Consider the following 12870-nt stretch of genomic DNA (forward strand, 5'->3'; position numbering starts at 1 on the left):
GCTGTTAATAATCTTAAACCAGAATTTGCCTATAGCATAAAGTTACTTTGAACTTGTAATAACTAACCGTCAGGCCACCCCAACAGCCTGAAAAAGTAACTCTTATGGACAACGCCCAGGCAAACGACGCTTTTCTTGTGAAAAGCTATATGGAAGGAGACGAGCAGTCACTTTCTATTTTAATCAACCGACATCAACAACGAATTTACAGTTTTATCTTTTCCAAGGTCTTTGATAAAGACATCGCTGAAGATATTTTTCAGGATACCTTTATTAAAGTAATTAGAACCCTGAAAAGGGGGAAGTATAATGAAGAAGGTAAATTTCTTCCCTGGGTGATGCGAATTTCCCACAACCTTGTCATTGACCATTTCAGGAAGAACAAAAGAATGCCCAAGTTCGAGAATAGTGGGGATTTCAATATTTTTTCTGTTTTGTGTGACTCTGATTTAAATGCCGAAAAACGAATCATCAAGGACCAGATCGAAGCCGATGTCCAGGAGTTGATCAAGGAACTGCCCGAAGATCAACTTGAAGTTCTTGTAATGAGGATCTATAAAGACATGAGTTTTAAAGAAATTTCAGAAAGAACAGGAGTGAGTATTAATACTGCCCTGGGCCGAATGAGATACGCTTTGATAAACCTGCGAAAAGTTATAGAGAAACACAATTTAGTTTTAACTAATTAATACAATAAGATTAAAGTCTGGCCGTTATTAAGTTACAATCTTAAATAACCAATAATGGCAAAACTTTACTCTCGAAAAAAATTGAAAACAATGTCCCCAAAAAAGGAAACAATCAATTTCCTTTTGAACTATTCTAAGGCTTTGAAAATAAGCACTTATAAAAAGCTGGAATTTGAATCAATTTTGAATTAACCAAAAAAAAGACCTGCTAACTGCGGGTCTTTTTTTTATGATATTCTTCCAGCACCTTTTTACGCCCGATGGTTCTGGTGATAATATCTTTTTCAAGGTTCCAGCCCCTGGCCGGAGAGTATTCGCGACCGTACCATATGATCTGCAGGTGAAGTTCATTCCATAACTCCCTTGGGAAAAGCCTTTTTGCATCCTTCTCTGTCTGCACTACATTTTTACCATTAGAAAGATTCCACCTGTACATGAGTCGGTGGATATGAGTATCCACCGGGAATGAGGGGATATTAAAAGCCTGGGACATTACAACACTTGCGGTTTTATGTCCTACTGCAGGAAGCTCTTCGAGGGCATCAATATCTGCCGGAACTTCCCCGTCATACTTTTCAATGAGGATCCTGGAAAGGCCGTAGATCCCTTTAGCTTTCATCGGGGACAATCCCACAGGTTTAATGATCTCTCTAATCTCCTCTTCAGAAAGTTTCGCCATAGCAAAGGGATTATCTGCTTTGGCAAATAAGAGGGGAGTGATCTGGTTTACCCGTACATCTGTACTTTGTGCCGAAAGTAATACAGCGATCAAGAGCGTGAAAGGATCTTTATGGTCTAAAGGGATTGGAACATTGGGGTAAATTTCGGCTAAGGTGTCTATTACGAATTGAACTTTTTCCTTCTTGGTCATTAATATGTAACTTTACAACAAAAGTACTAATTATGACAACACTTCAACCCGGCGATAAGGCGCCAAAATTCTCTGCTAAAGATCAGGATGGAAATGAACATAAACTGGAAGACTATAAAGGAAAAAAGCTTGTAGTTTTCTTTTATCCTAAAGCCAGTACCCCAGGTTGTACCGCCGAGGCCTGTAACCTAAGGGATAACTATGAAGCTTTTCAAAGTAAAGGCTATGAAATTTTGGGTGTGAGCGCCGATTCTCCCAAACGACAGCAAAATTTTAAAGAGAAAAACGATCTTCCTTTCCCTTTATTGGCTGATGAAGACAAAGAGGTGATCAATGCTTTTAAAGTATGGGGACCTAAAAAATTCATGGGAAAGGAATATGATGGCATTCACCGTACCACCTTCGTAATTGATGAGCACGGAGTAATCTCTGATGTGATTTCAAAAGTGAAAACTAAAGAACACGCAGGACAGATCTTGTAAAGATTTAAGTTTCCAGGTTTAAGGTTTAAGGACTGAATTTTTAAGGGGATATTTATACATGAATCAACGGCAAAGGATCTATAATAAGGATCTGGAAAAACAAATGGATCTAATCACTATCCTGGTTCTTGCCTCTTGGCTCTTGCAGCGGAGCGGTCTTTTATTTTCTCCAGATCTTCTGAAGGGTAGCAGTGGAATCACAGTTTTCGAAGAGCATTTCCAGTTCTCCTGAAACTGAGTTTCCTGTAACCATATAGGTTTTGCAGGAATCCAGATCTGTATTGCTTCGGCTGAAGTCGATATCTCCCTTTCTAAGAACTCCGGTAATGGAAGCTGTATCTATTTGCAGCCTCTCCATTTGAGCTTTTGCTTCTTCAGAATAAGCCCTTTCTTTTAACCTGATATTTTTGAGTACCCGGGCATCGGGTCCATAGGCGCAGGAAGTTTTTTTTCCGCTTAAAAAAAATGCCAGTATGACTAAACCAATGGCAAAACCTCCAAGGTAATAACCGAGTCTGTGAATAAATTTCATTGAGAATTAAAAAATAAGGAGGTTGATATCCCTGTAAGAGAGATCAAACCAGTCTGCAATAGATTTGTTGGTTAAAATTCCGTGGTAAAAGTACAAACCATTTCGGAGACCTCTGTCAAATCTTAAAGTATTTTCAAGTCCGCCCTGTTCGGCAATATGCAAAAGATAAGGCGTGAAAATGTTACTTATGGAAAGGGAAGCTGTGCGGGCATAGCGGGAAGGAATATTAGGAACACAATAGTGTACCACCCCGCTTTTTACAAAGGTGGGTTTATCGTGAGTGGTGACCTCACTGGTTTCAAAGCAACCTCCCATATCAATGCTCACATCAATCACCACGGCACCTTTTTTCATGTGCTCTATCATGGTTTCGGTTACAAGGATTGGAGAACGGTTTATTCCCCGTACTGCTCCAATGACCACATCACTTCTTTTTAAAGCTTTGATAAGATTTTTTGGCTGGATGGTGGAGGTGTGCAATGGCCTGCCCAAATTAGCCTGGACAGCCCTTAACCTTGTAAGGGAGTTGTCAAATATTTTAATATTTGCACCAAGTCCGAGAGCCGAACGTGCGGCGAATTCTCCAACTGTCCCGGCGCCTAGAATAGTAACTTCGATAGGTGGTACTCCACTTATATTACCAAACATGAGACCGTTTCCCGCAGGATTGTTGCTCATAATTTCGGAAGCAATAAGAATAGAGGCAGTACCGGCAATTTCACTAAGCGCCCTTACCGCGGGATAGGTGCCATCGTCATCTTTAATAAATTCAAAAGCAAGGGCGGTGATCCTTTTATAGGCAAGTTTTTGAAAATAACTTTTCTCCTGTGTCTTTAACTGGAGTGCAGATATTATTGTTGTCTGCGGATTTACGAGATCCAGCTCTTCCAGCGTAGGCGGCTCTACTTTAAGGATCATGGGACAGGAAAAGACCTTTTTAGTATCTTTGGTAATTTCGGCTCCTGCCTCAGAATAATCTTTATCACTGAATTTCGCTCCTTCTCCTGCCCCCGATTCAATTAGCACCCGGTGACCGTGAGCTGTCATTGCTGCAACAGCATCGGGACTAAGGCAGACCCTCTTTTCCTGGTAGGCGTTTTCTTTGGGAATGCCAATAAACAACTGGCCTTTGTGTTTGTAGACTTCAAGGGTTTCTTCCTGCGGAATCAATTGTTCCCGGGTAAAAGGAGATACGTGTTCTGTCATAATGTTAACTGGTCACAAAGATAAAACTACGACATTTTTAGGAAGTGGGAGAGTTAGAGTTTAGCGTAATAGTCTTCCTGGACTTCATTGGCCGATTCTGAACCTTCCCTGAAATCTCTTATTTCTTCATATTCTTTATCTGAAAAAGGGGAAAAAGGAGAGATGTTTTCGCGTTCGATTTCAGTTAAATCAATACCGTAAATTCGATCGAAAATTTTAATTCTAATAAGGTAAACGATAGAAAGAATAATGATAAAAAAAGGCGCTAAAAAAATTAATTGGTTAACATCGATTACTCCCTGCCCGTAAAAATCCTCATATATAGCAGATGCTAGCTGATAGGCATACATCACAATGGGCACCAATATTACATGGTACCACCAATGTTTACAGGTGAAAAACCAGATTAATAGAAGAAACAAAGGAGTGATTTTTCCTAAAAAGGTCCAGGCGGCAGTTAAAACGTCTAAGTAATATTTACTCTCGTACGTAAAAAAAGAATTTTCCCAAACAGGACCGCTTGGGAAAATTTCATATAAATAAAATAAATAAGGTGATAATGCTATTGAAATAGCTATAATACTACCCGTTAGTAGGAACGCGGATGAGCCTTGTATCGACAGCGGTTTTTTTAACTTCATTTTTATTGTCGTTATCTGTGTTGGAAGTTACAAAGAAAGTTGCTCCAAAGATAGAAACGGCTAGGAAAAGGGCTTTAATTTTCATGATATAGTTTTTTAAAGGTTGTGTATGTTTCGATTTGTTGATACAAACCTAGAAAAAACTAAACCGCTAATAATAAGAGCATTATTCGTACTTTTGCCGCTTTTTTGAAGGAAAAATCTTCAAACTCTTAAAATATTGTATTAAAAAAAATACAGTTAAAATAATTCTTCTTTCGTTCAATGACTTCCGTATAATAGAAATACGGCAAGAAAAAACTGAAAACGAAGGAAAATTCGCACAGGGATTTCCTGATGGTCCTTAGAACAAATTCTTTAAAATTAACAAAACTTTAACTTTCTTACATCCTTTTCATCTATCAATATTTCCACTTTTTGATGCTCCTCTTCAATAAAATTTTCAATTTTTTGAGGCCATTCTATAAAATTCCAGTTGCCGGAATCCAAATATTCTTCAAAACCCATGTCCCAGGCTTCAGATTCATCTTTTATTCGGTAAAAATCAAAATGATTCACCGTACCGTTTTCAGTTTCATACACATTTACAAGGGAGAATGTAGGGCTGGCACCAGTATCCACGGCACCTAAGGCCTTGAGAAGTGCTTTTATTAATGTCGTTTTTCCCGCTCCCATTTCACCGTAAAATAAAAGGGTCTTGCTTTTGGATTTTTCCAGAAGCTCATGGGCAACAGTTTCAATTTCAGATAGGAGGTATTGTACTTCCATTCAAAAACATTAAGATTTGGGGTGATAAAGATAGTTAAATTCTTGTTACCTAGGAGATAACACACTAAAGGGTATGATCATTTCTTCCATCGAGACACCGCCGTGTTGAAAAGTATTACGGTAATAACTTACATAATGATTATAATTATTAGGATAGGCAAAAAAGAGGTCTCCTTTGGCAAAAATGAAAGAACTACTCATATTAATCGTCGGTAGATGAATTGTTTTGGGATTGGGTGCCGCCAAAACATCTTTTTCCTCGTAAGTGAGGCTCTTTCCTGTTTTATATCTCAAGTTGAGACTTGTTTGTTTATCCCCGATAACTCTAGATGGATTTTTCACATTAATAGTTCCATGGTCTGTGGTAAGTATCAGTTTAAATCCGAGGTTCTGGGCCTGCTGGATGATCTCCAGGAGTGGGGAGTTCTTAAACCAACTTTGGGTAAGAGACCGATAGGCTTTATTTGTGGAAGCCAGTTCTTTTATAACTTCCATTTCGGTTTTAGAATGGGAAAGCATGTCGACAAAGTTGTAAACCACCACCGTTAGGTCATTATCTTTCTGGCTCCTAAAATTATCCACCAGCTTTTTACCTGCTTTAAGACTACTTATCTTATGGTATTCGTGCTTGATACTGCTTCCCAGCCGCTTGAGCTGTGCCTGTAAAAATTCTGCTTCATGAAGATTTTTACCACCTTCCTCTGTGTCATTCTTCCACAGGTTGGGATAAAGTTTTTCCATCTCACTGGGCATGAGTCCGGAGAAAATCGCATTTCGCGCATATTGAGTTGCCGTTGGCAGAATACTGTAAAATGGCATTTCCTTTTCCTTTTTATAGTAATTGTTTACTACAGGCTCAAACGCTCTCCACTGGTCATACCTAAGATTATCTATCACCACCAGGAGCGTAGGTTGTTCTTTGCTTAGCTCGGGCAGTATTTTTTCTTTGAACAGGGTGTGGGACATGACGGGAGCATCTGCATTCTTTTCAAACCACTTAGGGTAATTCTTATCTATAAATTTGCAAAACTGAAGATTGGCTTCAGTTTTTTGGGATTCCAGAATTTCAAACATTCCGCTGTCTTCAATGTTTTCAAGTTCCAGTTCCCAATAGATCAGTTTTTGATAAAGTTCTGCCCATCCTTCATAGGAATTGATCATCGCCATGTCCATTGCGATCTTTCTAAATTCCTGCTGGTAGCTGGAAGTAGTTTTTTCTGAAACCAATCGGGAATGATCGAGGTTCTTTTTTAAGCTTAAAAGGATTTGATTCGGGTTCACTGGTTTTATAAGGTAATCTGCTATTTTAGAGCCTATAGCTTCTTCCATTATATATTCCTCCTCACTCTTGGTGATCATAACCACGGGTACGTTAGCCTGTTTTTCTTTAATTTCTGAAAGCGTTTCCAGACCCGAAAGTCCGGGCATATTCTCGTCCAGGAAAACTATATCAAAATTCTCCTTTTCAATTTCTTCCAAAGCTTCGGTCCCGCTTTGGCAGGTGTAGACTTTATAATTCTTGCTTTCCAGGAAAAGAATGTGAGGTTTAAGAAGGTCGATCTCGTCATCTACCCATAATATTTTGATATCGTTCATATATGTATCTTTGTTGACATTAATAATTAAAAGACCAGGCTTGCTTCCAGGAAACAAACTCAAGATTTTAAACGATCCAATTTACGGATTTATTACCATACCCAATGAGCTGCTCTTTGATATTATGGAGCATAAGTATTTTCAAAGACTGCGGCGAATTTCTCAAATGGGGCTGTCTTACCTGGTCTATCCCGGCGCACATCACACCCGTTTTCATCATGCTCTTGGCTGCCTTCATCTAATGCAAAAAGCCGTTAGGGTGTTGAGGCTTAAGGGAGTAGAAATTTCGGCGGAAGAGGAGGAGGCACTGCAAATTGCTATCCTGCTCCACGATATTGGGCACGGCCCATTCTCTCATGCGATGGAACACAGCATTGTTGAGGGGGTGAGCCATGAGACTATTTCATTCCTTTTTATGGAAGAAATGAACCGTCAGTTTAACCAAAGATTAACTATGGCCATTGAGATTTTCCGCGGAAAATACCCACGGAAATTTCTTTGTCAGCTTATCTCCAGTCAGCTCGACATGGACCGAATGGATTACCTGAAGCGCGATAGTTTTTACACTGGGGTGGCCGAAGGAAATATTAACAGTGAGCGGCTTATTAGCATGCTTACAGTAGTAAACAATGAGTTGATGGTGGAGGAAAAAGGGATTTATTCAGTAGAAAAATTCCTTTTGGCGCGCAGGCTTATGTACTGGCAGGTCTACCTGCATAAAACCGGTGTGGTGGCCGAACAGCTTTTGATCAGGATGCTTCAGCGGGCGAAAGAACTTGTAAATTCAGGCCGTACTTTATTTGCAAGCACTGCTCTCAATCACTTTTTACAGCAGCAGGTAACAGCCGAAAATTTTTCAGAAGACACCTTACACATATTTGCGAGGCTTGACGATTACGATATACTTTCAGCAATGAAAGAATGGGTGCATGATGAAGATTTTGTGCTAAGTAAGTTGTGTCAAATGATCATCAACCGGGACTTGCTAAAGATCAAACTAAAGAAAAAACCTATCTCTGGAGAAAAACTGGAAAGCCATCTTCAAAAAGCCATGTCGCGTTATAATATTAGCAGGGAAGAGGCCGGGTATTTCGTTTTTAGCGGAGATATAAGCAACCTGGCGTACAAGCGAGAAGATGAAAAGATCCATATCCTGTTCAAAAGTGGAAAAATCACCGACGTTATTAAAGCTTCAGATCACTTTAACCTGAAAGCACTTTCGAAGCCGGTGACGAAATTTTATATCTGCTACCCGAAACCTAAAGATTAACTCATTTTTTTTACTTTTGCCAGAATGAAGTTTACAGCAACTCAAATAGCAGGTATCCTCGACGGGGAGATAGAAGGAAATCCCGGGGCAGAGGTCGACCGGCTTGCAAAGATTGAAGAAGGAACTGCCGGGTCTATTACCTTCTTGGCCAATCCTAAATATACCTCCTTTATTTATTCCACCAAAGCTACTATAACAATAGTGAGCAATAATTTTAAGGCAGAAGAGGAATTATCTACTACCCTTATTAAAGTAAAGGATCCATATACGGCATTTTCAAAGCTGCTGGAATATTATAATCAGGTGAAATTGAACAAATCTGGAATTGAGCAGCCTAGTTTTATTTCAGATTCTGTTACTTATGGTGATAATCTTTACCTGGGGGCATTTTCATACCTGGGAGAGCAGGTGAAAATTGGTGAGAATGTCAAGATCTTTCCTAATACATATATAGGAGATAATGTCAAGATAGGTGATAACGTAACTATTTTTCCAGGAGCAAAGATCTATTCTGAAACTATTATAGGTAATAACTGTACCCTTCATGGAGGTGTAATTATTGGAGCCGACGGTTTCGGTTTTTCGCCCAACCAGGAAGGGGTTTATTCAAAAGTGCCTCAAATAGGCAATGTTATTATTGAGGATAATGTTGATATTGGTGCCGGTACTACTATCGATCGGGCTACACTAGGGTCAACTGTAATCAGGAACGGCGTTAAACTGGATAACCAGATCCAGATCGCTCATAATGTAGAAGTGGGAGAAAATACTGCAATTGCGGCCCAGACAGGAATTGCCGGCTCAACTAAAATTGGAAAAAATTGCCTTATAGGTGGACAGGTAGGTATTGCCGGGCATATTCAAATTGGGAACGGAGTGAAAATTCAGGCTCAATCGGGAATAGGTCGCAATATTAAGGATAATGAAATGATCCAGGGTTCTCCTGCATTTGGCTATAATGATTACAACAAGGCTTACGTACATTTCAGAAATTTACCCAAAATAGAAGACCGCTTAACCAAACTAGAAAAAAAACAATCAAATAATGGCTAAACAGCGCACCATAAGTAAAGAAGTTTCTTTACAGGGAGTGGGGCTTCATACAGGAAATGAAGTCACTCTTACATTTAAACCGGCTCAAAATAATACCGGTTACTGTTTTGTAAGAACAGATATTGAAGGGAATCCGATGGTGGAAGCCGATGTTAATTATGTTGTCAACACACAAAGAGGAACAAACCTTGAAAAAGATGGAGTCACAATCCAAACTTCAGAACATGTACTTGCAGCCTGTGTGGGTCTTGAAATTGACAATATCATCATTGAACTTGATGCTGCCGAACCTCCTATTATGGATGGTTCTTCCAAGTTCTTTGTAAAAGCGCTCGAAGAAGCCGGAATAGAGGAGCAGGAATGTGACAGGGAAGAATTTGTGGTTACCGATGTTATTCGTTACCACGATGAACAATCTGGAAGTGAAATTCTTGTAATGCCTGCAGATGAATACCAGGTGACCGCAATGGTCGATTTTGGAACCAAGGTCCTGGGAACTCAAAACGCCTCTCTTCAAAAATTATCCGATTTTAAATCGGAGATCTCAAACGCCCGCACTTTCAGTTTTCTTCATGAACTTGAAACTCTTTTGGAGCATGGCCTTATAAAAGGAGGGGATTTGAATAATGCTATTGTTTATGTAGACAAGGAATTGAGTCCTGAGACTATGGACAAGCTGCGGGTGGCATTCAAAAAAGACAATATCGCTGTAAAACCAAATGGCATTTTAGATAATCTTACTTTGCATTATCCCAATGAAGCGGCACGGCACAAATTGCTTGATGTGATAGGGGACTTGGCGTTAGTAGGTACGCGTATACGCGGAAAAGTTATTGCCAATAAACCCGGTCATTATGTGAATACACAATTCGCTAAAAAACTTTCTAAGATCATTAAGACCGAGAAGAGGAATAATGTACCTAAATATGATCTTGACAAAGAGCCTTTGATGGATGTGAATGAGATCATGAATATCCTCCCTCACAGGCCGCCGTTCATTTTGGTAGACAAGATCATTGAATTGACAAGTGATACTGTTGTAGGTGTCAAAAATGTCACTATGAACGAGCCTTTTTTCGTAGGTCATTTCCCCGGAAAACCTGTAATGCCCGGAGTACTTCAAGTGGAGGCAATGGCGCAGACAGGTGGAATTCTCGCTCTTAAATCTGTTCCCGATCCTGAGAATTACCTCACGTTCTTTATGAAAATAGACAATGTTAAATTCAAGAGGCAGGTGGTTCCCGGCGATACTCTTGTTTTCAAACTGGAACTATTGTCTCCCATTAGAAGAGGGATATGTCAAATGCAGGGTTATGCATATGTGAATGGAAAGCTGGTGACCGAAGCCATTTTAATGGCACAAATAGTAAAACAAAAATAAAGATTATGAATCAACCCTTAGCATACGTTCATCCCGGAGCCAAGATTGCAAAAAATGTAGTGATTGAGCCTTTTACCACTATCCACAATAATGTGGTGATAGGGGAAGGTACCTGGATTGGTTCCAATGTTACTATAATGGAAGGGGCCAGAATTGGCAAGAATTGCAATATTTTTCCAGGCGCAGTGATTTCTGCTGTTCCTCAGGATAAAAAATTCAATGACGAAGACACTATTACAGAAATAGGTGATAATACAACTATTCGGGAATGTGTTACCATCAATCGTGGGACTACAGACAGGATGAAAACCAAGATTGGGAGTAACTGCTGGATCATGGCCTATTGTCATATCGCGCACGATTGTGTAGTGGGCGACAACTGCATCTTTTCCAATAACAGTACTTTGGCAGGCCATATCAATGTAGGTGATTATGTGATTCTCGCAGGAATGGCTGCCATACAGCAGTTTTGCAGTATAGGAAGTCATGCTTTTGTCACAGGGGGATCCCTGGTGCGAAAAGATGTACCTCCATTCGTAAAAGCCGGAAGGGAACCTCTATCTTATGTTGGAGTTAATTCCATCGGATTGAGAAGAAGAGGTTTTTCTACGGAAAAAATCCGGGAGATTCAGAATATTTATAGGATCTTGTATCAGAAGAATTACAATAATAGTCAGGCAGTAGCTATCATCGAAGCCGAAATGGAAGCAACTTCCGAAAGAGATGATATTTTAGAGTTTATCAAAAATTCCCAGAGAGGGATAATGAAAGGTTATATAAGTTCAAATTAATAAGTAGGAAAAATGGCAAGTACAAGTGATATTAGAAATGGATTGTGTATAAGATACAACCATGACATTTTCAAGGTTATAGAGTTTCTTCACGTGAAGCCGGGAAAAGGTCCTGCTTTTGTAAGAACAAAATTGAAAAGTGTAACTACAGGAAAAGTGATTGATAATACCTTTTCTGCAGGCCACAAGATCGAGGACGTAAGGGTTGAAACTCATAAGTTCCAGTTCTTGTATAATGATGGGGAATTCTACCACTTCATGAATACCGAAGATTATACGCAGATAAGACTTACCGAAAATGCACTCGATGCACCGGGACTTCTTAAAGAAGGAGAAGTGGTAACTATTCTTATAAACACCGAGGATCAAATGCCGCTTTCTGTCGAAATGCCTGCAAGTGTGATCCTGGAAGTTACCCACACCGAACCTGGAGTTAAAGGAAATACTGCAACCAACGCCACCAAACCTGCAACGGTAGAAACAGGAGCCGAGGTGAATGTTCCGCTTTTCATCAACGAAGGAGATAAGATCAAGATCGAAACAGAAAAAGGAACATATAAAGAAAGGATAAAGGAGTAATCAGTGGTCGGTGATCAGTGATCAGAAAATCTCACATCTCACATCTAAAATCTCATATCTAATATCTCAAATCTAAAATGAAGTTTCCGCAGCAACATACCCTTGAGCAGATCGCCACAATTATTTCTTCGGAATTTGTGGGACCCGCAGACTTTCCTGTTTCAGGAATGAATGAAATCCATGTGGTGACGCCGGGAGATATTGTTTTTGTGGATCATCCAAAGTATTACGACAAGGCGCTGAATTCGGCAGCCACGATCATACTCATTAATAAGGAAGTGGATTGTCCCGAAGGAAAAGCGCTGTTGATATCAGATGATCCTTTCAGGGATTTCAACAAACTAACAAAGTACTTTAAACCTTTTGAAAAAGCTACCTCAAATGTTGCTTCTTCTGCAGAAATTGGAGAAGGAACTGTAGTGCAGCCAACCGCTTTTGTGGGGAACGATGTGAAGATTGGTAAGAACTGTCTAATTCATGCTAACGTGAGTATTTACGATAATACCATCATTGGTGATAATGTTACCATTCATGCAGGAACTGTTTTAGGCGGCGATGCTTTTTACTACAAGAAACGTCCAGAGGGTTATGATAAACTTATTTCGGGGGGGAGAGTAGTGATTAAAGACAATGTTGATATAGGTGCTAATTGTACAATTGACAGAGGAGTAACAGGTGACACCACCATTGGGAAAGGCACTAAACTGGATAATCTTATTCAGGTGGGGCACGATACAGTGATTGGAGAAGATTGTCTTATCGCATCACAAGTAGGAATTGCCGGGGCTGTGATCATTGAAGACGAAGTAACAATTTGGGGACAGGTAGGCTTCCGTAGTGGGATTGTCGTCAAAAAAGGAGGCGTGATGATGGGGCAGGCCGGGATCACCAAATCAACAAAAGAAAATACCGTATATTCGGGAAATCCTGCGATGGAATCCCGGGAGTGGCTCAAGGAGTTGGCACTTTTGCGCCGATTGCCTAAATTAATGGAAAATTTAAAAAGTTGAT

14 protein-coding genes are annotated in these 12870 nt (G+C 39.9%); 8 read left to right on the forward strand and 6 right to left on the reverse strand.

Going from position 1 to position 12870, the window contains the following annotated elements:
- The first annotated feature begins 104 nt into the window (after positions 1–104).
- Positions 105–689 carry an RNA polymerase sigma factor gene (locus LA313_RS10060; RefSeq protein ID WP_228914568.1) on the forward strand — a complete coding sequence of 195 codons (585 nt, stop codon included), beginning with the start codon at positions 105–107 and terminating at the stop codon, positions 687–689.
- 208 nt (positions 690–897) lie between these two features.
- Here the strand turns inward: LA313_RS10060 and nth are convergent, their stop codons facing one another.
- On the reverse strand, positions 898–1560 hold the full coding sequence (nth, locus tag LA313_RS10065; RefSeq protein WP_228914569.1) for an endonuclease III: 663 nt from the start codon (positions 1558–1560) through the stop codon (positions 898–900).
- A gap of 32 nt (positions 1561–1592) precedes the next feature.
- Between nth and bcp the strand changes: the two genes are divergently transcribed.
- Entirely contained in the window at positions 1593–2042 is a 450-nt protein-coding gene (bcp, locus tag LA313_RS10070) for a thioredoxin-dependent thiol peroxidase (RefSeq protein ID WP_228914570.1), read from the forward strand.
- A gap of 160 nt (positions 2043–2202) precedes the next feature.
- On the opposite strand, the gene LA313_RS10075 is transcribed toward bcp, so the two are convergent.
- The 5 genes from LA313_RS10075 to porX all read right to left on the reverse strand — a co-directional run bounded on the left by LA313_RS10075 (position 2203) and on the right by porX (position 6785).
- The gene (locus LA313_RS10075; RefSeq protein WP_228914571.1) at positions 2203–2574 is read right to left on the reverse strand and encodes a DUF4258 domain-containing protein; all 372 of its coding nucleotides are present in this window, start codon (positions 2572–2574) and stop codon (positions 2203–2205) included.
- A gap of 6 nt (positions 2575–2580) precedes the next feature.
- Positions 2581–3780 carry an alanine dehydrogenase gene (locus LA313_RS10080; RefSeq protein WP_228914572.1) on the reverse strand — a complete coding sequence of 400 codons (1200 nt, stop codon included), beginning with the start codon at positions 3778–3780 and terminating at the stop codon, positions 2581–2583.
- A 53-nt stretch (positions 3781–3833) separates the two neighbouring features.
- Positions 3834–4421, reverse strand: coding sequence for a hypothetical protein (locus tag LA313_RS10085; protein ID WP_228914573.1), 588 nt, complete (start codon positions 4419–4421; stop codon positions 3834–3836).
- Positions 4422–4784: 363 nt separating this feature from the next.
- Complete coding sequence (tsaE, locus tag LA313_RS10090) at positions 4785–5189, reverse strand: tRNA (adenosine(37)-N6)-threonylcarbamoyltransferase complex ATPase subunit type 1 TsaE (protein ID WP_228914574.1); 405 nt, start codon at positions 5187–5189, stop codon at positions 4785–4787.
- A 45-nt stretch (positions 5190–5234) separates the two neighbouring features.
- Positions 5235–6785, reverse strand: a complete 1551-nt coding sequence (gene porX, locus LA313_RS10095; protein ID WP_228914575.1) for a T9SS response regulator signal transducer PorX — start codon at positions 6783–6785, stop codon at positions 5235–5237.
- A gap of 40 nt (positions 6786–6825) precedes the next feature.
- Here porX and LA313_RS10100 point away from each other — a divergent pair, with 40 nt between their 5' ends.
- The 6 genes from LA313_RS10100 (at position 6826) to LA313_RS10125 (ending at position 12869) form a co-directional block, all read left to right on the forward strand.
- On the forward strand, positions 6826–8055 hold the full coding sequence (locus LA313_RS10100; protein ID WP_228914576.1) for an HD domain-containing protein: 1230 nt from the start codon (positions 6826–6828) through the stop codon (positions 8053–8055).
- Positions 8056–8079: 24 nt separating this feature from the next.
- A complete protein-coding gene (lpxD, locus tag LA313_RS10105) occupies positions 8080–9108 on the forward strand; it encodes a UDP-3-O-(3-hydroxymyristoyl)glucosamine N-acyltransferase (RefSeq protein WP_228914577.1) in 1029 nt (342 codons plus the stop codon).
- Complete coding sequence (locus LA313_RS10110; protein WP_228914578.1) at positions 9101–10489, forward strand: bifunctional UDP-3-O-[3-hydroxymyristoyl] N-acetylglucosamine deacetylase/3-hydroxyacyl-ACP dehydratase; 1389 nt, start codon at positions 9101–9103, stop codon at positions 10487–10489. Before lpxD ends, LA313_RS10110 begins: the two co-directional genes overlap by 8 nt.
- 5 nt (positions 10490–10494) lie before the next feature.
- Positions 10495–11280: an acyl-ACP--UDP-N-acetylglucosamine O-acyltransferase gene (lpxA, locus tag LA313_RS10115; RefSeq protein ID WP_228914579.1), complete on the forward strand. Its 786-nt coding sequence runs from the start codon at positions 10495–10497 to the stop codon at positions 11278–11280.
- A gap of 12 nt (positions 11281–11292) precedes the next feature.
- Complete coding sequence (efp, locus tag LA313_RS10120; protein WP_228914580.1) at positions 11293–11859, forward strand: elongation factor P; 567 nt, start codon at positions 11293–11295, stop codon at positions 11857–11859.
- 77 nt (positions 11860–11936) lie between these two features.
- The gene (locus tag LA313_RS10125) at positions 11937–12869 is read left to right on the forward strand and encodes a UDP-3-O-(3-hydroxymyristoyl)glucosamine N-acyltransferase (RefSeq protein WP_228914581.1); all 933 of its coding nucleotides are present in this window, start codon (positions 11937–11939) and stop codon (positions 12867–12869) included.
- The last annotated feature ends 1 nt before the right edge of the window (position 12870 follow it).

Source organism: Salinimicrobium sediminilitoris (assembly GCF_020866905.1).
GTDB lineage: Bacteria > Bacteroidota > Bacteroidia > Flavobacteriales > Flavobacteriaceae > Salinimicrobium > Salinimicrobium sediminilitoris.

What these genes read in the sequence shown, in the direction of transcription:
- LA313_RS10060 (WP_228914568.1), top strand. Translation starts at nt 105, where the DNA reads ATGGACAACGCCCAGGCAAACGACGCTTTTCTTGTGAAAAGCTATATG.
- nth (WP_228914569.1), bottom strand. Translation starts at nt 1,560, where the DNA reads ATGACCAAGAAGGAAAAAGTTCAATTCGTAATAGACACCTTAGCCGAA.
- bcp (WP_228914570.1), top strand. Translation starts at nt 1,593, where the DNA reads ATGACAACACTTCAACCCGGCGATAAGGCGCCAAAATTCTCTGCTAAA.
- LA313_RS10075 (WP_228914571.1), bottom strand. Translation starts at nt 2,574, where the DNA reads ATGAAATTTATTCACAGACTCGGTTATTACCTTGGAGGTTTTGCCATT.
- LA313_RS10080 (WP_228914572.1), bottom strand. Translation starts at nt 3,780, where the DNA reads ATGACAGAACACGTATCTCCTTTTACCCGGGAACAATTGATTCCGCAG.
- LA313_RS10085 (WP_228914573.1), bottom strand. Translation starts at nt 4,421, where the DNA reads ATGAAGTTAAAAAAACCGCTGTCGATACAAGGCTCATCCGCGTTCCTA.
- tsaE (WP_228914574.1), bottom strand. Translation starts at nt 5,189, where the DNA reads ATGGAAGTACAATACCTCCTATCTGAAATTGAAACTGTTGCCCATGAG.
- porX (WP_228914575.1), bottom strand. Translation starts at nt 6,785, where the DNA reads ATGAACGATATCAAAATATTATGGGTAGATGACGAGATCGACCTTCTT.
- lpxD (WP_228914577.1), top strand. Translation starts at nt 8,080, where the DNA reads ATGAAGTTTACAGCAACTCAAATAGCAGGTATCCTCGACGGGGAGATA.
- LA313_RS10110 (WP_228914578.1), top strand. Translation starts at nt 9,101, where the DNA reads ATGGCTAAACAGCGCACCATAAGTAAAGAAGTTTCTTTACAGGGAGTG.
- lpxA (WP_228914579.1), top strand. Translation starts at nt 10,495, where the DNA reads ATGAATCAACCCTTAGCATACGTTCATCCCGGAGCCAAGATTGCAAAA.
- efp (WP_228914580.1), top strand. Translation starts at nt 11,293, where the DNA reads ATGGCAAGTACAAGTGATATTAGAAATGGATTGTGTATAAGATACAAC.
- LA313_RS10125 (WP_228914581.1), top strand. Translation starts at nt 11,937, where the DNA reads ATGAAGTTTCCGCAGCAACATACCCTTGAGCAGATCGCCACAATTATT.